The sequence below is a fragment of the Hoylesella timonensis 4401737 = DSM 22865 = JCM 15640 genome, assembly GCF_000455445.1.
Lineage (GTDB): Bacteria > Bacteroidota > Bacteroidia > Bacteroidales > Bacteroidaceae > Prevotella > Prevotella timonensis.
In genome coordinates this window covers 103,856-125,168 of record NZ_HG417093.1, presented here as the reverse complement: position 1 = coordinate 125,168, position 21,313 = coordinate 103,856, and the positions used below count along the sequence as shown (strand labels likewise).

Here is a 21,313-nt window from a genome sequence, read left to right as displayed (position 1 = left end):
CATCATTACATTTACAAAGGCTCACCCTGTATGTGCTAGTTTCTGATACAAATAGGAAACAGAGCAATTCATATAAGGTGAGTCTTTCTTAATCCTACCATTAAATTATGAAGAAAATCATTCTCTTTTCGCTATGCTTCTTAGCCATATCCGTCACTTCATGGGGTACAACTGACAAAAAGAAGCATCAAAAAAAACAGACTAAAAGCACAGCACAAGCCATCTTAACACCGCAAGATTCGTTGAGCTTTGCTACTGGTATGGCAGCGACCAACGGACTACTTCCTTTTTTACAACACGAGTATGGAGTTGATGAAGCACATATGAAAGAGTTCTTAACCGCTTTTCAAGAAGCATTGGAGCAGGTAGATACGCCTGAATTTAAGGCTCGTCATGCCGGTCAGGCCATTGCACGAATGGTAAAAAGCCGCATTCTTCCACAAACCACTGAAGCTTTCAAAGGAACATCAGAAGAGATAAATACAAAAATCTTTGAACAAGGATTTATGGCAGGAATACAAAACGATACAACCATATACACTGTGAACCAAGCTTCTGAACTGTTCCGTGAGCGTGCAACCGCTGCCAAAGAGGCTAAAGAGAAAGCTTATAAGGATGCGAACACGGCATGGTTGAAAAATAATTCAACACAACCAGGCGTCAAGACAACCCAAAGTGGATTGCAATACAAAATCATCACTGCTGGAACAGGAGAAGTGCCACAGAAAGAAGATAAGGTAACGGTGAAGTACGAAGGCAAGACCATTGACGGAAAGATATTTGATAGTTCTTACCAACGCAATCCACAAACCACTTCGTTTCGCTGCGATCAGGTGATTAAAGGTTGGACAGAAGCCCTCTCTATGATGCCTGTAGGTAGTAAATGGGAATTGTATATTCCACAAGAATTGGCATATGGCGCTCGTCAAGCAGGACAGATACAGCCATACTCCACTTTGATTTTCACGGTAGAACTTATCAGTGTGGAAAAAACGACAAAGCCCGAAAGTAAGAAATAACAGTCTTTATTCGTATTCGCCATATGCCCCAAAGGGTGTAACAACGCTGAATACAGACCATACATATGAACCTATTGTCCAAAAAATATCAGTATTTTTGGCAATAGGTTTTTTACTTTTTACACCAATAGTTCCTACTTAATTCTTCTCATCCACAGGTTATAATGAGCGGTAAGTGTTATTTTTATAGACCGATTGTTGATTTTTTCAATTAAAATTCTTATTTTTGCTATCAGATTAACTTAAACATGACAATAAAAAATGGGAAAAGATTCAGAAAAAATTGATAATCTTGACAAGAAGATTTTAAGCATCTTGTCAAATAACGCACGCATGCCATTCAAAGATGTCGCCGCAGAATGTGGTGTTTCTCGTGCAGCTGTTCACCAACGTGTGCAACATCTCATAGAGAATGGAGTCATTACTGGTAGTAGTTTCAACGTGAACCCTAAGAGTTTAGGCTATTCCACATGCACCTATATTGGTCTCAATCTGGAACGTGGAAGCATGTACAAAAAGGTGGTTGAGCAACTCCAAGGAATTCCAGAGGTAGTAGAATGTCACTTTACCACAGGTTCTTACACGATGCTACTCAAGCTGTATGCCCGAGACAACGAACAGCTGATGGACTTACTTAACAACCACATACAGACGATTGCAGGTGTAGTGAGTACCGAAACCTTGATTTCATTAGATCAAAGCATTAAACGTGAAGTTCCTGCTAACGTGGAAGAACTATGATAGATTTCGATCTTCGTGCTGATTTAGACCGTATTCATTCATCTTTTCCACCCGCGAAGCACCTTCCCATCATTGGCATTACCACCAATTATGCCGATGGCGATGCTTCTATACGCGAACGTTATTACCAGCAAGTAACCGAGGCTGGAGGCACACCTGTGCTGATTCCACCGATAGAGAATATCGATGTAATGATCAATACCCTTGAAAATATCGATGCGTTGATATTTTCGGGCGGGGCTGACCACAACCCGTTGTGGTTGGGAAAGGAGCCAGAAAAGGGATTGGGGCATATCAATGCCACCAGAGATTTACCTGAATTGCGGCTTGCAGTGTTGGCTTATCATCGACAAATCCCAATGCTTGGCATTTGCAGAGGAATGCAAACGCTTGCCATTGCCTTGGGAGGAGAGGTGACACAAGACATCCATACGCAAATTAAACACGATCAGGATGCCGATAAAAACGAACCGACACACAGTATTTCGATTGCAAAAAACAGCACGCTCTATCATATCTATCCATCTGAAAAGCTGTTTGTTAACTCTTTTCATCACCAAGCGGTAAGCAATACGGGAGACAGATTTATTGCCACAGCTACTGCTCCAGACGGCATTATTGAAGCAATGGAGAGTACTGAATATAAATCTATCTTGGGCGTTCAGTGGCATCCAGAATGGTTGGAAAAGGCAGGTCTTCCTCTTTTCGAGTGGCTTGTCAAGCGTGCAACAGAATTTGCAGCTGCCAAAGCCCTACACCAACGCATCCTCACCCTCGATTCACACTGCGACACACCCATGTTTTTTCCACAAGGCATACACTTTGAGCAGCGTGACAGTCGTATCCTTGTAGACCTGCACAAAATGTCTGAAGGACACCAAGATGCTGTGACCATGGTGGCTTACCTGCCGCAAACCATGCCCGGAGAGACATTTGCAGACATCGCACCTTTTAAGGTTGCAGGTCCTAAGACATACGCTGACCTTATCTTTGACAAGATAGAAGAAATAGTAAAAGCAAATAAAAAATACCTTGCACTCGCTCGTCATCCCGAGCAACTCTACGAAAACAAGCGACAGGGGAAAAAGAGTATCGTGCTTGGCATTGAGAATGGTCTTGCCATAGAAAACGATATTCGCAACGTGCAACATTTTGCGCAGCGGGGTATTACCTATATTACACTGTGTCACAATGGTGACAATGCCATCTGTGACAGTGCTCGCAAGAGCATCAACACGCATCACGGCGTGTCCGATTTCGGTGAGAAAGTGATTCAAGAAATGAACAATTGTGGCATTATGGTCGACCTCTCGCATGGCGGCGAACAGAGTTTTTACGATGCGCTGAACATCAGCAAGTCGCCTATTGTGTGCAGCCACAGCAACTGCAAGGCTCTCTGTGATGTCCCACGCAATCTCACCGATGACCAACTGCGTGCTATCGCCAAGGTGGGAGGTGTGGTACAGACGACTTTCTACCATGGATTTTTGCGCACTGACAATGTTAAAGCCAGCATCCTTGACGGTGTACGTCATTTGGAACATGCCATTGAAATCATGGGAATTGACCACGTTGGCATCGGAACAGACTTTGATGGAGACGGTGGGGTGTGTGGTATGGCTGATTCATCGTATATGATCAACTTCACTATTCAGTTGTTGCGCCACCGTTACAGCGATGAAGATATTGCCAAGATATGGGGCGGCAACTGGCTCAGAGTCATGCAACAAGCACAAGAAATGAAAATAAAATAGACGCACAGGCTGGCACATCACAACGAATAACCAAGCATAGAAATGAAGAAAAAGAAAATAATCATGGGAGTAGGAACAGGAATCCTTTTGGCTGCTGTTGCTTTTTGGGGGTGGCATTCCACACAAGCAACTTCGACAGAAACAACAAATGAAATGGAAAGCGCCATGCACAACGAGTCTGTTGGTCCTGCTTTTGAAGCAGATTCTGCGTACCGTTATATTGAAGCACAATGCAGTTTCGGCCCTCGCACCATGAACAGCGAAGCACACGAACAATGTGCGGAGTGGATTATTGAAAAGTTCAAGGCATTCGGTTGTCATGTAAGTACTCAAAAAGTCGAACTGAAAGGCTACGATGGCACCTTGCTAAAGGCTACCAACATCATGGCACAATACAAGCCAGAAGCACAAAAGCGCATCTTGCTATGCGCCCACTGGGACAGTAGACCATGGGCGGATAACGACCCAGATAGTACCAATTGGCACAAGCCTGTAATGGCTGCTAACGACGGAGCCAGCGGAATATCGGTGATGTTGGAGATAGCCCGACTACTTAGCAAAGATTCTACACTGAATTACGGGGTTGACTTCGTTTGCTTTGATGCCGAAGACTGGGGGACTCCGCAATGGGCAGAGCAACAGGACGGAGAAGACGCTTGGGCGTTGGGGGCGCAGTATTGGTCGAAAAACCTCCCCGACAACTATCAACCCCTCTATGGTATTTTGTTGGATATGGTGGGTGGTCAAGGAGCAAAGTTCTACCAAGAATTGGCTTCCAAACGATATGCGCCAGAGATTATCAATAAGGTATGGTCGGCTGCAAGTGCTGCTGGCTATGGAAGTTATTTTATCAAACAAGACGGAGGCTATATTACCGACGACCACATCCCTTTGAACGAAAATGCCAAAATACCTACCATTGACATCATCCCCTATTATCCCGACTGTACGCAAAGCAGCTTTGGTCCCACTTGGCACACCATCTACGACACGATAGAGCATATTGACAAGAATACGCTCAAGGCTGTAGGACAAACTATTATCCAAGTACTCTTTAGCAAAGAAAACTGAACAGCGATATTTGCTATCGACAAACAGCTTGAATAGGAGTTGTCATTGAGCCAATAAATCTCACAACCCAAAAGAACCACTACATACGATTGGTGGTTCTTTTTGTTTGCCATTAGTAAAAAAATATATTTAATATTTTCATTAGTTAAATATATCAAAAAGCTCACTGCTTACGATAAAAAGCTATATATTTGCTACTCATTAACTTTTTGACTTTGCATTTTTACAATGATTATTCATTAATATTAACCAATAACCTAATCAAAAAATGTGTGATCTAATGACTATTGACGCTAGAGCAAGAAGCTTGTTGCTCGTCTGTGCCATTGCTTTACCATGTTTGGTCTTTGCTAATCATGGGCAGATGGTACTTCCAAAACAAACAATCGCAGCCTCTACCCAGCAAAATGGAGTGAGAGGAAAGGTAGTAGACAAGGCAGGTGAGCCACTCATCGGTGTAACTATTACCGAAGTAGGTACTGCCAACAAAACCATAAGCGATGCTGATGGTAATTTTACCCTAACGCTTAGCAAGAAAAACAATCGCATCACTTTGTCGTATGTCGGTTTTACCGACCAGACGGTAGTGGCTACAGACGGCATGATAGTCACCTTGCAACCACAAGAAACAGAACTTTCAGAAGTAGTAGTGGTAGGCTATGGAACCCAACGCAAAGAGAGTTTGACGGGTGCCATGGCTAATATTAAGAGCGAAAAGCTCAAAGATATCACATCTGCCTCTGTAGAAAACATGCTTAATGGAAAAGCAGCAGGAGTCTATGTTGCACCGGGAAGCGGTCAACCAGGAACTTCGGGAGCAATTGTGATACGTGGGCAAACCTCTATCAACGGTGCTACAGCCCCATTGTGGGTCATCGATGGCATCATCGTTGGTAACAGTCCTGGAGAATTAAACCCTGCAGATATTGAGAGCTTAACTGTCTTGAAAGATGCAGCCTCAACAGCCATATATGGGTCGGAAGGTGCCAATGGTGTAATAGTTGTAACCACTAAAAAGGCTAAAAGTGGTCGAACAGCCTTCAATATCACAGCGAAGACAGGTATCAGCACGCTGAGTCGCGGTCATATGCAAATGATGGACGGTGCCGAGTTCTACGATTTCTACAAGTCGTTTGCCAATGTAGACCAAGTTAAGTTCAAGAGATGGACGCCTGACCTTAGAAACCAAGACTTCGATTGGTTTAAGTTGGCTACACAAACTGGCTTCACACAAGACTACAACCTGACTGTTTCAGGTGGAGATGATAAGTTAAAATCATTTTTCTCTTTAGGCTATTACAATGAAGAGGGTGCAGTAAAAGGCTACGATTACGATCGATATTCGGCTCGCATGAGTATGTCGTACCAACCAACCCGTTGGCTTAGCATCACACCTTCGTTCAGTGGCTCGCTTCGCAACGTTTCCGACAAGCAACACGATGTAGGCTCAATGTTCTACATGATGCCTTGGGATAGTCCTTATGACGAACAAGGAAACTTGGTACCTAACCAATATTCGGGTTGGGTAAACAGCAAGGGAACCAACTATCTATACGATTTGCAGTGGAACCACAACGAAGAAAAACAATATGAAGTGGTAGGTGGATTGGATTTCAAGGTAGATTTTACCGATTGGTTGTCGTTCACATCGTCTAACAACTATCGCTATAGCAACCTTGAAAAACATGGATACTACGACCCACGTTCGAGCGCAGCAGGAGGAGATACACATGGACGTATCACTGAATGGAGAGAAAGTTGGGTTCGCAGATACTCCAGCCAAATCTTAAGATTTGAAAAAATGTTTGAAGCACATCGTGTTTCTGGTATGCTCGCATACGAGTTCAACGACTACGAGCATAATTATATTGATGCATACGGTACAGGATTTGTAAAAGGATTTGAAGCTCTTAGTGCAACCTCTAAGCCAGAAAAACTAAAGGGTGCACCTTCAGCATGGGCAAAGCAGTCTTTGTTCACACAATGGAAGTATTCATACGATGACAAGCTGTTTGCAGAACTTTCACTGCGTCGTGATGGTAGATCTAATTTCGGTATCAACAATCGCTATGGTAACTTCTTCTCCGTCAGCGGAGCATGGAGTATTAACCGCGAAAAATGGTTTACATTAGAATGTGTGGACTTGCTAAAACTGCGTGCATCTTACGGTTCTGTTGGTAACGTTCCTATTGAGTTGTATCCCTCTTATTCGCTTTACTCGGTAGGTGTAAACTACGATAGTATGCCTGGTGCACTTATTAGTCAAATAGGAAACCCCAACCTCACATGGGAGAAGACATTCACTTCAGGCATTGGTGTAGACTTGTCGCTTTTCAAAAACCGCATTCGCCTGACGTTAGACGGATATGTCAAGAATACCAGCAACATTCTCTACAAGGTACCTGTCACTGGATTGACTGGCGTGACCAGCATTTGGAAAAATATAGGCAAGATGCGCAATACTGGAGTAGAGCTGACCTTAGGCGGTGATATCATCAGAACCAAAGATCTTACATGGGCTGTTGACTTGAACCTTACACACAACGCCAACGAATTGCGTGACCTTTACAAACAGTTGGATAATAACGGTAACTACATTGTAAAGCCTGTTTTGATTAGCGATGGAACGACCATTGCTGGTACAGCACAACGTATTTTGGAAATTGGTGAACCCGTTGATACATATTATATGAAAGAGTGGGCAGGCGTTAACAAGGAAGATGGACGCCCCATGTGGTACACTACAGACAAAAATGGCAATAAGGTAACCACATCGAACTATGCCAAGGCTTCAGATTTCAAATGTGGTAAAGCTTCGCCTGACTTATTCGGAAGCATCTCAACAGCCCTTTCTTATAAGAACTTTGATTTGCATGCCAACTTTGGTTATTCCATTGGAGGACAGATATACAGCTACTATCGACAAGAATTCGACTCGGATGGAGCATACGCAGGCGACCGCAATCAGATGAAATTACAAAGCGGATGGACACGTTGGCAAAAGCCCAACGATGAAGCTACGCATCCAAGAGCCTTGTACAACAACCAAGACAAGGGTAACCAAGCTTCATCTCGATATCTTGAGAGCAGCGACTACTTAAAGTTACGCTCACTCACATTAGGTTATAATGTTGACCTGAACCGCTTTGGCATTAAGAATATGCGTATATCACTAACGGGAGAAAACCTATTTACCATTACCAATTATTCTGGAGTAGATCCTGAATTACCTGCAGGAACTAACGACAAGGGTATATTGAGCGTGATGAATACTGGAGGAACCTATGTATATCCCATGGTACGGAAATTTATGCTGGGACTTAATCTAACATTCTAAAGACACTTATCTACAATGAAAAAAATATGGATTATATGGCTGGCAGCCATTTCACTGACAGCTTGCGACCTCGAAAGGTTGCCTGCAACACAGATGCAGTCTAAACAAGTAGAAGAAAATCCGAGTGAAAATCTCGACGCCTTAGTAACAGGCATGTACGCACAACTCAAGTCGTGGTCAGACCCCATGCACAGGTGTGGCGAATATGCAGGCGACAACATGATGATACGTGGTTCTTCTACGGATGCTTTCTTTGAGTTTATTTCCTTCTCGAGAACTCCCAACAACTACCGCTTGCAAAGCTTCTGGGATCAGGGATACAAAGCCATAGCACAGGCTTCGAATATCCTTAAGATGGTAAAAGAAGGACAAGGAAAAGAAATAGACAACCAGTTAGGAGAATGTTATTTCGTGCGAGGGATGATGTACTTCTATCTTTGTCGCGCATACGGTAGGCCTTATTATCAAGCACCCGACAAGAATTTGGGCGTTCCCATCGTCAACGGTACACCCGATGACGTATTAGAAAACCTGCATCTTGACAACCGTGCCACTGTAAAGGCTACCTATGAACAAGCAATCAATGACCTGAAACAAGCCGAAAAGCTAATGACTATCGACAAAGGTCCTGCCTATGCGTCAAAGGAAGCAGCACAAGCGTTACTGTCGAGAGTTTATCTTTATATGAGCGGTACCTATGAAAACCCAAACAGAGAGTATGCCAAGTTGGCGGTAGAATACGCTGATAAGGTTATCAACTCAAAGAAGTACCAACTGCTGTCACGCAGTGATTTTATGAAATATAACACCTTTGTACCAGAAAGTAACAAGGAGTCTATCTTTGTAGTTAAGCGTGTTGCATCAGAGTTCTCTGGCTACGACCACTATTATGGCATCGGTGGAATGTACGCCAACATAGGTGGAATGGGTTGGGGTGAAATGTATGCCAGTGCCAAATATATTGACTTGCTCAACGAAACAGGTCGAAATGACTGGCGTCCTGACCACTATCGCATCATAGATGCACGCGCTGCCTTCATTGAACCTACCTACGGGAAGGAGAAGACAGAGGTCTTTCGGTTTATTTATCAAAACGAGAAAGGAGATCGCAACTATGCGCAGTTTAATATTCAGCGTGATGGAAAAAATGTAAAATGTATTGAAAAGACTGAAAAGGAGGGAATAATCACTTATAACCTGAAGCCAATAGACGAGCAACAAGGAACGTATAAGATTGTGTATCACGAAAAAGAATATGCTGGTATGATAGATTATTACATCCATCTAAATCGTGCCTACCCTCAATTCTACATCGTGAAATGTTCGCGTGAGGGTGAAGATTCACACCTTCACTCACCTATCATCAGTCGTTTGGGCGAAATATACTTGAATCGGGCTGAGGCTTATGCGAAGTTAGGGGAATACGAAAAAGCACGCATTGACCTTAACACCATAAGAGAACGTTCCATACCTAATGCAGGATATCCATCGCTTGACGCTTCGAATGCAGGCATGAGAATAGACAAAGAGCGGCAGTTAGAACTGGCGTTCCAAGCCGAACGCAGCTATGACGTGTTCAGAAACGGAAAATCCTTGACGCGCCATTACCCTGGACCACATCGACAGCAGGAAGACATTCCCGCTACTGACTACAGAGTAATCTATTACATACCACAAAAGGCGATTAACGCATATCCTGGTACACTGACCCAAAACCCTACGGACAATAGTGGTGTAGTGCTGAAATAATCGAAACATATAAATGCAACAAACTTCTTAAATAGGATAAGCTCATTAGAGAAATTCGATAATGGGCTTATCCTTTGTGTTGTTGCTTTCAATAGTCCTTGTTTCTATTATAGGTATTTATTTGTAGTCTCACCTGCTATAGTGAAAATGCCCACGGTGAATGATTATACCCATACAAATAACAATCATAGAGCCAAGTTTGAGATAGATGGAAGAATAGATGCAGCCAACCACTTAAGCAAAGTATAGATATAGGGATACAAAAGCCAAGGAGAAGCCAAAACTGGTAAGCACGGCTTACTAAAAACCATCCTATCTTTCTAAAATAAAAATAGTCTTTTTCCAAGTATTCATAACTGGAAAAAGACTATCCTGTACAAGCAAGGGATAGGGATGCTATCAGCTTATTCTCTTTATTTTGAGTTGTGCTGATTTTACATCAAACTTTTCTGTCAATTTATAATCTTTCATCATACCCTCTAAAAGTACAGATGCGTCAAATATGCAAGAGTTTTGCTCCATGGAGTGTATTTTCAAGGATGTGGGTTCTGACGATGTTATGGTAAGCACACCATTCTTGATATCGTATGTAGATTTTTCATCGTTTGCCTTCCAACCACCATCATATTCATAAGATATCACTTTGTGGTCTTTATCAAACTGTAGCCTTTCAACGGGAAAATCGTCTGCAGAAAGTTTGAAACCAAGCCCCTTTAGCATCTTTTCATCAAATTCCTGACCGTTCACGAAAATTTTAGATCCACTTATGGCATTAAATTTTACCTCTACGTTAAAATTCATAGACGTTTGCTTGTCAGCAAGAGAGAAAGTCAAGCCTTCCATTTCCCATGTACCAACAATGTTTTTTGCGTAGTCGGACAGCTCTACCTTATCATTACTGTCGTCACTCTTACTACATCCCGTGAAGACAATAGCTGCCGCTAAAAACAAGGATAGTGAAAAATACTTCAAAATGTTCATTTTGTTCATTGTAATATTTTTTATGATTTATACAGTTTGCAAAAGTAAGTGTTTTCTTTTCCATTTTAAGTTAAGAAACAAATATTAACATCTACAAGGGCTTTTTTGTCATAATACCAGCACCTCTGTAAATTACATGCCCAAAATTAAAAGCATTTTCTTATAAGTATTTGCCCATCTTTCTTATGTGTTGACAACACACTTTTTCCGCTTTTTGTCAACATTTCTGACACTTTTTGGGGGTCTCCAAAAGTGCTAAAATAGAAAAGAATAGATGGTTTTTTGTCAAGTTATAAGCCTTATAAACAGCAAAAATATGGCTTCACGGGCTTAAAGCATGCAAATAACGCTCCTATCATAAAGAGTTAAGGGCACAAACCCATGCGAATAAGCACCTTATCCCATTACTTTTGTGGCGTTATCTCATTACTTTTCCAGCGCACATTCGCACCTATTTTTCATACTTTGCTGTGTATCAACAAGATAGAAACTTCGCCATAACTCGCGTATTTGCAAGCAATCTATAAGTTGGTGAAAAATACGAGGAATATGAGAGGGGTCGTGTAAAGATATTTCAGCATTCAGAGAAAGCAAAAATATCGTACAAACAGAAAGCGTAGAAGGATGGAATGTCGTGAGAAAAATGGACAATAAAGCACTGCGTTCTTCACAAAAATCTGATACAAGTTGATAATCGCCCTCGTTTTTCTCACATCTTTAGAGCCAAAAATGAACATTATAGTTGCCCTGCCTCCACTTGCAACACAATGCGTTCGGTGAGACGATCTACCCCCTCGGCATCGTATTTCTTGGTAAGACTTGCTCCGAAAGCCCAGGCAAAAGCCTGCCAAAAGCCTGCGCGAATAGGTCCCATAAACGCTTGTATCAGCTGATAAGAAGACGAGTCACACTCACGATACACCAACTTGATGAGCAGTTTGCCTTGTTGGTAACTGAGTTTTTTCATGCGTGGCGTGTACTGCTCCTTGATACCCTGTTCCACTCGCTTCATATGTTCGTCTCTTGCCTTCTTGTTGGGCAATGTCTGAAGGTAGTCACCTGTCTCGATAATGATGCGATTTACTTCTTTGGCAATGGGCAACACCTTCTTGATATTGCGCACCAATCTGTTATATGCCATGCGTTGCTGCGCACTCTTGAACACTGGTTGCGGATACACATAGATGTTATTAAACTCCATGTACTGAATAGAGTCACGCCCACGGAGCACTTTTCCTACCTTGACCATCGGTTCAAAAGTTGGGCTGTCCATATCTACCTCGCGCTCTTCGGGGTGAAGGGGCGTACTCGGAAGTGGATTCTGTGCATGTGCTTGCAAAGCTGCCAACAACATGACTATCAATATAACCGTAATGTTTCTATTCATAAAGCACAGCAAATGTAATGATAATTTCGGACTGCAAGAAATAATTTTATTTTTATTTGCGTTATTAAGTTTTTCACATTATTTTTGTTGAACTATTGGAAAACAGCCTTCAACCATGAAAAAGAAATTACTCTTTGGCTTGTTTTTGTTTTGCTGTACATGGGTTTACGCCCAAGATATTCCATCTTGGCAAACTTATTTAGAGCAACTTAGCGATGTAGAAGGTATTGAATCGGGTGACTTGGAAGAGATGTACGAGATGTTGAGTGAGCAAGCTGCACATCCCATTGACTTGAATCACGCCACTCGAGAGGACTTGGCACAGCTGCCATTCTTGACCAAACAGCAAATTGAGGAACTCGTGGAATATATAGACCAATACGCCCCACTGCGGAGTGTTGGTGAATTGGCGATGATTGAATCATTGGACTTGACTCGGAGAAAGCTGCTTTCCTATTTCGTCACCATTAACCCTTCCCCCACTTCTGCCTTTCCTTCGATGAAAGACCTCTTGCAATATGGGCGCAATGAATTGATTGCAACGGGCAAGATTCCTTTTTATAGACGCAAAGGAGATGACAATGGCTACCTTGGTTACCCATACAAACACTGGTTGCGCTACCAGCTGTCGTATGGACGGTATGGCAAAATGGGCTTCGTTGCCTCGCAAGATGCGGGCGAACCATGGTTTGCAGGGCGCAACAAATGGGGTTACGACTACTATTCTTTCTATGCGCAGGCTAATAAGTTAGGCAAGATAAAGTCGTTGGTCATAGGGAGATACCGTGCTAAATTTGGACTTGGTGTGGCTATGAATCGTGACTTCATGCTCGGGAAGCTCACTACCTTGGCATCATTGGGCAACCAGTACAATACTATACGTGCGCACTCGTCACGTTCGGAAGCCAATTATCTGCAAGGAGTCGCTGCTACGGTGCAGGTAGCGAATGGACTTGACCTTACAGGTTTTGCGTCCTATCGATACATAGACGGTACACTGAACAAAGACAGTACCACCATAGCCACCATTGTCACCTCGGGCTATCATCGCACAATGCGAGAGATGAGCCGCAAACACAACACTTCTGAGTTTGTAGCAGGAGGACATTTGCAGTATTTCAGTCATGGCTTTCATGTCGGAGCAACCGCATTTTCAACGACTTTGGACAAGGAGTTGCAGCCCAATATTAAACAAACTTATCGGCAATATGCCCCTCAAGGCAAATCATTTTGGAACGCCAGCATCGACTATGGATACATTAGCAGGCGACTTTCCATACAGGGAGAAACCGCAACAGGCAACCACAAAGCACTCGCAACCATTAACAGCATTAGTTACCAATGCCTACCCAATTGGTCGGTGATAGCCATTCAGCGATTTTATTCCTACCGATATTACGCTCTTTTGGGGCGAAGTTTTAGCGAAGGTGGGCATTGTCAAAACGAAAGTGGCATCTTTCTCGGCACCAATTGGCAGCCTTTTCGCCATTTATCAATGATAACTTACGTTGATTTTGCCTATTTCCCATGGGCTCGGTATCAAGCATCACAGTCGAGTCATGCTTGGGATGTGATGACACTTGCCACTTATCAACACAGACAATGGAACTTGCAGGTGCGCTACCGATACAAGATGAAACAGAAAGACACCGCAGACAAGTCGGCTCTCCTCAATACCTACACGCACCGAGCACGTCTCGCTGCCATGTTCACCCACAGTGCATGGTTTACAAAAACACAGATTGACGGGGTGTATTATCAAGGTGCAAAACACAGCACGGGATACATGGTGACAGAAAATGTGGGCGGAAAGTTCAAACGGTTACAGGCTTTTGCCGCACTGGCTTATTTCCACACCGATGATTACAACAGCCGTTTGTACACTTACGAACGTGGCATGCTCTACACCTTTGCATTCCCTATGTTTGCTGGCAAGGGCATTCGTGGAGCTTTCAACACACGCTTCAACCTCAACGAACAGCTAATGGTGGCTGTCAAGATAGGAGCTACACATTATTTGGATCGTCAGAAGATGGGCACAGGGTATCAAGAAATCAGCGGCAACACACAGACCGACTTGGAAATGCAACTGCGTTGGAGATTTTAAGACAAATAACCAGACGGTTTGCGCAAAAGAAATAAATAATTTGTTACTTTTGCAAATACTATACGAAAAGGCAATGTCATGATATTATTGAGTTTCGACACCGAAGAATTTGATGTACCCAAAGAACACGGCGTGAACATCTCGTTAGAAGAAGGGATGCGTATTTCTGTTGAAGGCACGAACAAGATATTAGACTGCTTACAACAAAATGGAGTACACGCTACCTTCTTTTGTACGGCAAACTTTGCCGAACAGTCGCCTCAAACCATTAGGCGCATTATGCAAGAGGGGCACGAGGTGGCTTGTCATGGTGTGGATCATTGGCAACCTAAGCCTACAGACGTGTTTGAATCCAAACGCATCGTAGAAAGCGTGGCAGGTACACAGGTGCATGGTTATCGACAACCAAGGATGTTTCCCGTGTCAGACAAGGACATTGAAAAGGCGGGCTATCTGTACAACTCTTCCCTAAATCCTGCCTTTATTCCTGGCAGATACATGCACCTCACAACGCCTCGCACATGGTTTATGCGCGGAGAAGTGATGCAAATACCAGCATCGGTAACGCCTTGGGTACGCTTTCCGCTGTTTTGGCTGTCGTTACATCTCTTACCACAGCAACTCTATCACTGGATGACAAGACGAGTACTTGGACACGATGGCTATTTTGTAACCTACTTTCATCCATGGGAATTCTACGACCTCAACGCACACCGTGAATACAAGATGCCGTATATCATCCGCAAAAATAGTGGCGACAAAATGGTTCAACGATTGAGCAACCTCATCAAGATGCTGAAAAAAGAAGAGGAAGCGTTTGTTACCTTTACCGAATTTGCAAAAAGTAAATTGAACAAAGCATGATGAGATTAGCCACCATATCCCCCTGCTATAACGAAGAAGAGGTGCTGGAAAACTCGGTAGCTCGATTGACAACCCTTTTTAACGACCTCATACAACAGGGACACATCAGTGCAGATAGCATGATGGTATTTGTCAACGACGGCAGCAAAGACCGTACTTGGGAGCTTATTTGCAAGTTGCAACAAACCAACAAGTTTGTGAGAGGCATCAACCTGGCAAGCAACGTGGGACATCAAAACGCCATGATGGCAGGCATGATGACGGCTCGAACATGGGCAGATGCGGTCGTTACGATTGATGCCGACTTGCAAGACGACCTGAATGCCATTCCACTAATGATTCACGAGTACACTCACAATAACTGTGAGGTGGTGTATGGCGTGAAGACTTCACGGCAGGCAGACCCACTATTGAAACGACTGAGTGCTACCGCCTTCTACCGATTGCAGGACAAACTGGGCGTGAAAAGCGTGTTCAATCATGCAGATTTCCGCTTGATGAGCCGCCTTGCACTTGATATCCTATCCACTTATCAGGAACGCAATTTGTATTTGCGCGGACTGATACCTATGCTGGGACTGCCATCGGCATGTGTCGATGACCCCATCAGCGAGCGACAGGCAGGTAAATCCAAATACACACTGCGCAAAATGCTAAGTTTGGCACTCGATGGCATCACCTCGTTTACCGTACATCCCATATATTTCATACTGTATGCTGGTTTGCTTTTCATCTTTCTAAGCATCGGCATTGGCATCTATGTCATTCATGCATTAGTCGTAGGAACAGCCTATCCGGGCTGGGCATCAATCATGATGAGCATTTGGCTCGTAGGAGGATTCATCTTGCTGTCAATAGGTATTGTGGGCGTTTATATCGGAAAAATTTATACCGAAGTAAAAAACAGACCACTATACCATGTGACCAAAATTGTTGGAGCGGATGAAGAATAGCTTCAAAGCATACGGAGAAAGACACCCCAAGCTGCGAAAAGATGCGGGACGCATCGTTCGTTTTGGGTTGGTAGGTACGCTCTGTTCACTGATTCATTATGGCATTTATTGCCTTTTCTTGATGTTTACCAATGCGAATGTTTCCTACACGGCAGGCTATGGGGTGGGATTGGTGTGCAACTATGTACTCACTACTTATTTTACCTTCCACAAAAAGCCCACAAAGTCTAATGCAGCGGGCTTTGTGGGGAGTCATATTGTCAACTATCTTATGGAGATTGGCTTGCTGAATATCTTTCTTTGGTTGGACGTGAGCAAATGGCTTTCGCCCATATTGGTGATGGTTGTGGCTGTTCCTATCAACTTTTTGATGCTTCACTTTGTGTATCTACATCAGCGGAATCATAATTCTTGAACATCATTTCATAACATAGTTTCAGCCAAACCAAGGTGCATGGTAGGGCTTTCAACGAATACACTTGTATCAAGTCGTGCCGTATACAACGAGGATAGAGATCGGACGAGCCAAATCCTGATATCATTAACACCAACACCATGAAGACTACATCCCAACGATTGCGTTGCCACGGAGCAGACAGATACCATATACAAGCCCCACTAATGGCTATAATGTACGAACTACTCTCACTGCCTGTGCTGAAAAGCACGACGAACAGCAACACCGATGCAAGATAGGTTTGGCGAAACATCGCATTTCTGTATTGCGAAAAGCGAAAGTAAGGGATGAAAAACAATACCAACGCAGGAGCGATGAGCCACAAATCGGAATATAAAAGATTGCCTGTAATGCGGCGAACCATGCCCAACAAAGAGATATTTTGGGCAATAGATTGGAGATTTTCTCCATTCTTTTCCAACAAGGTGACATACCATTCGTGATATTGCCCTATCACATAGTCGGCATTGCTTATCAGCATAGGCGCAACGAACAGCACAACAGCCCACAATAACAACGACAAAACGAACCGCCCTTTGTGCTTGGAGAAGAAGAAAAAAGCCAGTCCTACCACCCCATATAGCTTGACAAACGTTCCTAACACGATGAGGAATGCTGCCCAAAAGTCACGCTCTCGCTCTATCAAGAAGTACGAAGCAATGATAATAGCAGCAATGCCAATGTTGAATTGCTGCATGAACAAGGACGTTAGCAACGTCTCTGCACAAAACCAATAAATAAAGATTTGCTGTTTGTACTTCAGTTGCGACCTACTAATGGCAACATACAAGCAGAGCGAGAGTGCTACATTCCAAAACAACATGCCTAACCATACGGGCATTACAGCAAAGGGAGCAACAACCAAAGCGAACAAAGGTCCATAATGATTTACATCAAAATATTCGTTGGGGTACGCCCCATACAGCGATGTTTGGTTCACAGTATGCCAAAAAACGCCACGGAATATCAGATAATTATTGTTGCGATGCAACTTGAAAACAGTGGCGATAATGGGCAAAAGTGTCCATAGCCACAACAGTGTTCGCTTATCGTGAAAGAAAGGTTTGGCTAAGAATGCCCTGCATTTGCATTGGATTGAGTTCTTCATGCTTAATTATTATAACTTATAATTGCTGCAAAAGTAAAAAAAATATATAATAGTTTTATATGATATTACTAAAAAAACATATCTTTGCAAATAGATACATCATATTCACATTATGCAAGCAGAAAATCAATTCATGCAACCACAAGACACAAGTAGAAGTAAAAAAATATGGAATGGGATCGTAAATTTCATACAACAACATTTTCGCTTCATCACGTTTATGTTGTTTATCAATATTCCATACCTATTTAATATGTCATCGTTTGGTCGTGGCGTACATCATTTTTTATATATGTGCTTTGCCATTATTTGCTTAACTCTCATAATATCACTTATTCCATATCAAAGAGTTATGCGTTTAACTAAAAGCATCATTGAACTATTATCGGTTTTATTACTATTTCTTTCTTTGTATTTCCTATATTATTATCGCTGCTTGCCTGATAGTGCAATTTTCGAAATCCTTTTAGCTACTAATCATAATGAGGCATTAGAATACCTGCAAGCCAACGTATTAAATTCACGGTTGTATGGAAGCATTTGTGCAGTCATCTTTGTTTTATCGGCATATAGCCTATTATTACTAAAATTACAATATAAGCGTTCAGCTATTTTATTCGCATCAGCATGGCTTTCTTTTGCATCATTTTTTACAGTAGTCAACCTTGTAAAAGATATAATAAGACAAAATACTGCCACACGAGACAAGCTATTACACCAATGCTGCTCTGTCGTTTCCACTGTTTTTCTTACACGTGACGCTATAAATGACATGCAAGAATTAAAGCAAATGAAACAAAAAGGGAACACACACCCTAAGCTATTAAAGAACAATAGTACTATACCGTATGTTGTCTATATATTAGGAGAATCTACTACAAGAAATCATATGGGGATATACGGATACCATCTTAAGACAACACCTTATTTAAGTAGCCTTGAAAAGACTGGCGATTTAGTCAAATTTACCGATGTTATCAGTCCAAATGGACACACAATGGGGGTTCTGGAAAAATTATTTACATTTTACAGGCAAGGCGCAAAAGGGAAATGGTATGAATATACCGACCTATTTAGTATTTTAAATCAAGCAAGTTATTATACCACCTGGTTATCAAATCAAGAGTCTTCAGGCATATACGGTAATAATGGAAGATTCTACGCAGAGCGATGTAAATCAAATTCTTTTGTGTGCATTAGAGATTCAAAAAGTGAATTTGAAAAGCCTTACGATGAACATTTGCTACCTTTATTAGACCAAACTTTAAAGCAAAAAAAGCCCAAAAGATTTATTGTACTACACCTTATTGGTACACACGTGGAATACGAAAACCGCTACCCAAAAACATTTAAGGCTTTTAGTACAAATGTAGAACAAGGCGAGAATAACAAAATAAAAGAAACAAAAGCAACTTACGATACCGCTGTGCGCTACAATGATAGTATCGTCAACGCTATTATCAACCGTTTTAAAGACAAAAACGCATTGATTATCTACACCTCTGACCACGGTGAAGATGTGATGGAAATCAACAAAAAAATAGCTGGACACGGTGACATTGATATCAATAATCACAAAGTAGAAATCCCCATGTTGGTGTATATGTCTAAAACTTTCCAGAAAAACTATCCATATATCACAAATAGAATTCGTCTATCGGCACACCATCCATTCATGACAGATGATATGATACATAGCATTCTTGATCTTATGGAGATACAAACCAAAGAATATCGTCCTTCACTTAGCATTTTTAACAAACAATTTAACTATAAGAGAAAACGTATTTGTGCAGGAAGACTTTATCCTATAAAGTAGATTTATGAGCCACACTAATTTGGAAAAGAAAATTTCTGTTGTCATCAACACCTATAATGCCGAGAAACATTTGGCACAAGTAGTAGACTCTGTGAAGCACTTTGACGAGATTATTGTGTGCGACATGGAGAGCACTGACGATACAATAACGATAGCGAAGTCAATGGGTTGCAGGGTTATTATCTTTCCAAAAGGCAATTACAACATTGTAGAACCAGCTCGACAATTTGCTATTGACCACGCAACTCACCCTTGGATTCTGGTTGTAGATGCCGACGAACTGATTAGCGAGCAGTTAAGAGCGTACCTTTATCGCCACATTGCTACCCCAAATTGTGCAGACGGCTTATATATTCCACGCAAAAATTATTTCATGGGACAGTTCTTGCATGCCCATTATCCTGACTATATCCTCCGCTTCTTTCGCAAAGAGGTGGCTCATTGGCCTGCGGTCATCCATGCAGTACCGCAGATAAACGGTACTATCTCTTATATTCCCAAGCGCAACCACGCTTTGGCGATAGAGCATTTGGCAAACGACAGCATTGCTACCTTATTCAAGAAGACAGACACTTATTCCGACTACGAGGTGCCACGTCGTCGTCAGAAGAATTATGGAGCAGGCAGTTTGTTAACACGTCCTGCATTCAGATTTTTCAAAAGTTACATTCTCAAGGGTGGTTTTTGTGATGGTGCGCCCGGTTTTATCCATGCTGTATGGGATGCGTTCTATCAATTTGCGGTCGTTGCCAAATTGATAGAAGGGCGAAAAAACAAGTCATAACAGCCCTGCAGTTACTTACTTTCCAAGAGTTTGCAAAAAGCCTCTCTGTTTGCTTCGAATGTAAATAAGCGTTTGTGTGCTGCTCTTCCTTCAGCAAACTGCTGCTGCATTTTTTTATCTGTCAATGCTTCATGCATAGCTTTGGCTAATGCTTCTATATCGCCAACAGGGGTTAGAATACCCGCTTTACCACCATTTAAGATTTCTCGAGGACCAGTTGGACAATCGGTGGCTACTATCATTTTATCCAACAACAGCGCTTCTATCATAACTGTTGGTAATCCTTCGTACTGAGAGCTATGCACAAATATCTCACACCGTTTTATATAGGGGTAGGGATTCGACATAAAACCTAAGAAATGTACATGGTCTTGAACACCACACTCTATTGTTTTTTGTTGAAGTTGCTGTAAAGACGGACCTTTTCCTATTATATACAATTCTTCTGTGTGTCCGTAATATTTTCGCAAAAGTGCGTAAGCAGCAATTAAGGTAGAGAAGTCTTTTGGATATTCCTCTAAGCGTGAAATGCTCAAAATATAAGGTTTTTCCATACGCTCATCTGCAATCAACTCTTCTGAAGCTCGTTGCAACTCGTCTGTATCTACCGAATTATAAATCATACAAATACGGTCTTTCACCTCAGGATAAAATCTACAAGCCTCTTGATACATGGCTTTAGAAATAGTTACAATGTGATTGTAAGTGGGTATTTTTCGCTTTTGTTTTTCTCCTTCCTTTGGATCGCGCTTGTAATTTTCTTCTATCGCACTATGTATGAAAACAATTTTATTGGTTTTTTCTTTTCTTAAAAAACTACCTTGTGAACTAATAAAATCAACAACAGCATCTGCTTTTTTTACCAATTTATGTAAATTGCGTGATTGCACATAACGCCTAATGGGATTGATGAAAATCTCATCCGTTAGTTTAATTATCTTATTAGCGGGTTTACGGCACTTGTATTTTAGCAAAATGGGATTAGTTACCAAATATACCACTTTCACTTCTTTGGGTATTCTGTTGTGATATACTTCTACCTCATCTATCTTATAAGCTATTGCTAACGTTAAATCATAAGCTTTTGTCTTTAATAAATTTCTAAGATATTCTATCAATACGGTTTCTACTCCACCATCTAAGAAATAACTAATTACAAAAAGTATTTTCTTTTTCTTCATC

16 protein-coding genes are annotated in these 21,313 nt (G+C 42.0%); 12 read left to right on the top strand and 4 right to left on the bottom strand.

All coding sequences use genetic code 11. From position 1 onward, the window contains the following. Window positions 1-107: 107 nt before the first annotated feature. From BN35_RS05195 to BN35_RS05170, 6 genes are all read left to right on the top strand, one after another. Window positions 108-1,019 carry an FKBP-type peptidyl-prolyl cis-trans isomerase gene (locus BN35_RS05195; RefSeq protein WP_025071749.1) on the top strand — a complete coding sequence of 304 codons (912 nt, stop codon included), beginning with the start codon at window positions 108-110 and terminating at the stop codon, window positions 1,017-1,019. A 261-nt stretch (window positions 1,020-1,280) separates the two neighbouring features. Continuing rightward, the gene (locus tag BN35_RS05190) at window positions 1,281-1,760 is read left to right on the top strand and encodes an Lrp/AsnC family transcriptional regulator (protein ID WP_008125100.1); all 480 of its coding nucleotides are present in this window, start codon (window positions 1,281-1,283) and stop codon (window positions 1,758-1,760) included. After that, window positions 1,757-3,514 (top strand): gamma-glutamyl-gamma-aminobutyrate hydrolase family protein, encoded by a 1,758-nt coding sequence (locus BN35_RS05185; RefSeq protein ID WP_025071750.1) that lies wholly within the window; start codon window positions 1,757-1,759, stop codon window positions 3,512-3,514. Before BN35_RS05190 ends, BN35_RS05185 begins: the two co-directional genes overlap by 4 nt. A 42-nt stretch (window positions 3,515-3,556) precedes the next feature. Continuing rightward, window positions 3,557-4,585 carry a M28 family peptidase gene (locus BN35_RS05180; protein WP_025071751.1) on the top strand — a complete coding sequence of 343 codons (1,029 nt, stop codon included), beginning with the start codon at window positions 3,557-3,559 and terminating at the stop codon, window positions 4,583-4,585. Between the two features lie 280 nt (window positions 4,586-4,865). After that, window positions 4,866-7,922, top strand: coding sequence for a SusC/RagA family TonB-linked outer membrane protein (locus tag BN35_RS05175; RefSeq protein ID WP_025071752.1), 3,057 nt, complete (start codon window positions 4,866-4,868; stop codon window positions 7,920-7,922). Between the two features lie 15 nt (window positions 7,923-7,937). After that, window positions 7,938-9,671 carry a RagB/SusD family nutrient uptake outer membrane protein gene (locus tag BN35_RS05170; protein WP_025071753.1) on the top strand — a complete coding sequence of 578 codons (1,734 nt, stop codon included), beginning with the start codon at window positions 7,938-7,940 and terminating at the stop codon, window positions 9,669-9,671. Window positions 9,672-10,070: 399 nt separating this feature from the next. On the opposite strand, the gene BN35_RS05165 is transcribed toward BN35_RS05170, so the two are convergent. Together BN35_RS05165 and BN35_RS05160 are read right to left on the bottom strand one after the other, a co-directional pair. After that, window positions 10,071-10,661 (bottom strand): hypothetical protein, encoded by a 591-nt coding sequence (locus BN35_RS05165; protein WP_025071754.1) that lies wholly within the window; start codon window positions 10,659-10,661, stop codon window positions 10,071-10,073. Between the two features lie 727 nt (window positions 10,662-11,388). Further along, window positions 11,389-12,006, bottom strand: coding sequence for a DUF4294 domain-containing protein (locus BN35_RS05160; RefSeq protein ID WP_008125120.1), 618 nt, complete (start codon window positions 12,004-12,006; stop codon window positions 11,389-11,391). A 148-nt stretch (window positions 12,007-12,154) separates the two neighbouring features. Here BN35_RS05160 and BN35_RS05155 point away from each other — a divergent pair, with 148 nt between their 5' ends. The 4 genes from BN35_RS05155 to BN35_RS13090 all read left to right on the top strand — a co-directional run bounded on the left by BN35_RS05155 (window position 12,155) and on the right by BN35_RS13090 (window position 16,378). Then, complete coding sequence (locus BN35_RS05155; RefSeq protein ID WP_025071756.1) at window positions 12,155-14,146, top strand: helix-hairpin-helix domain-containing protein; 1,992 nt, start codon at window positions 12,155-12,157, stop codon at window positions 14,144-14,146. A gap of 78 nt (window positions 14,147-14,224) precedes the next feature. After that, entirely contained in the window at window positions 14,225-15,010 is a 786-nt protein-coding gene (locus tag BN35_RS05150) for a polysaccharide deacetylase family protein (RefSeq protein WP_025071757.1), read from the top strand. Then, a complete protein-coding gene (locus tag BN35_RS05145) occupies window positions 15,007-15,963 on the top strand; it encodes a glycosyltransferase family 2 protein (protein WP_025071758.1) in 957 nt (318 codons plus the stop codon). Before BN35_RS05150 ends, BN35_RS05145 begins: the two co-directional genes overlap by 4 nt. Next, on the top strand, window positions 15,953-16,378 hold the full coding sequence (locus BN35_RS13090; RefSeq protein WP_081411416.1) for a GtrA family protein: 426 nt from the start codon (window positions 15,953-15,955) through the stop codon (window positions 16,376-16,378). The genes BN35_RS05145 and BN35_RS13090 overlap by 11 nt, the downstream gene beginning before the upstream one ends. Here the strand turns inward: BN35_RS13090 and BN35_RS05135 are convergent. After that, window positions 16,323-17,528, bottom strand: coding sequence for a glycosyltransferase family 87 protein (locus BN35_RS05135; RefSeq protein ID WP_025071760.1), 1,206 nt, complete (start codon window positions 17,526-17,528; stop codon window positions 16,323-16,325). The genes BN35_RS13090 and BN35_RS05135 overlap by 56 nt on opposite strands. 112 nt (window positions 17,529-17,640) lie before the next feature. On the opposite strand from BN35_RS05135, the gene BN35_RS05130 reads away from it, so the two are divergent. Then, the gene (locus tag BN35_RS05130) at window positions 17,641-19,347 is read left to right on the top strand and encodes a phosphoethanolamine transferase (RefSeq protein WP_025071761.1); all 1,707 of its coding nucleotides are present in this window, start codon (window positions 17,641-17,643) and stop codon (window positions 19,345-19,347) included. A gap of 4 nt (window positions 19,348-19,351) precedes the next feature. Next, window positions 19,352-20,131, top strand: coding sequence for a glycosyltransferase family 2 protein (locus BN35_RS05125; RefSeq protein ID WP_025071762.1), 780 nt, complete (start codon window positions 19,352-19,354; stop codon window positions 20,129-20,131). An 11-nt stretch (window positions 20,132-20,142) separates the two neighbouring features. Here the strand turns inward: BN35_RS05125 and BN35_RS05120 are convergent, their stop codons facing one another. After that, window positions 20,143-21,312: a glycosyltransferase gene (locus tag BN35_RS05120; RefSeq protein ID WP_025071763.1), complete on the bottom strand. Its 1,170-nt coding sequence runs from the start codon at window positions 21,310-21,312 to the stop codon at window positions 20,143-20,145. Window position 21,313: the final 1 nt, after the last annotated feature.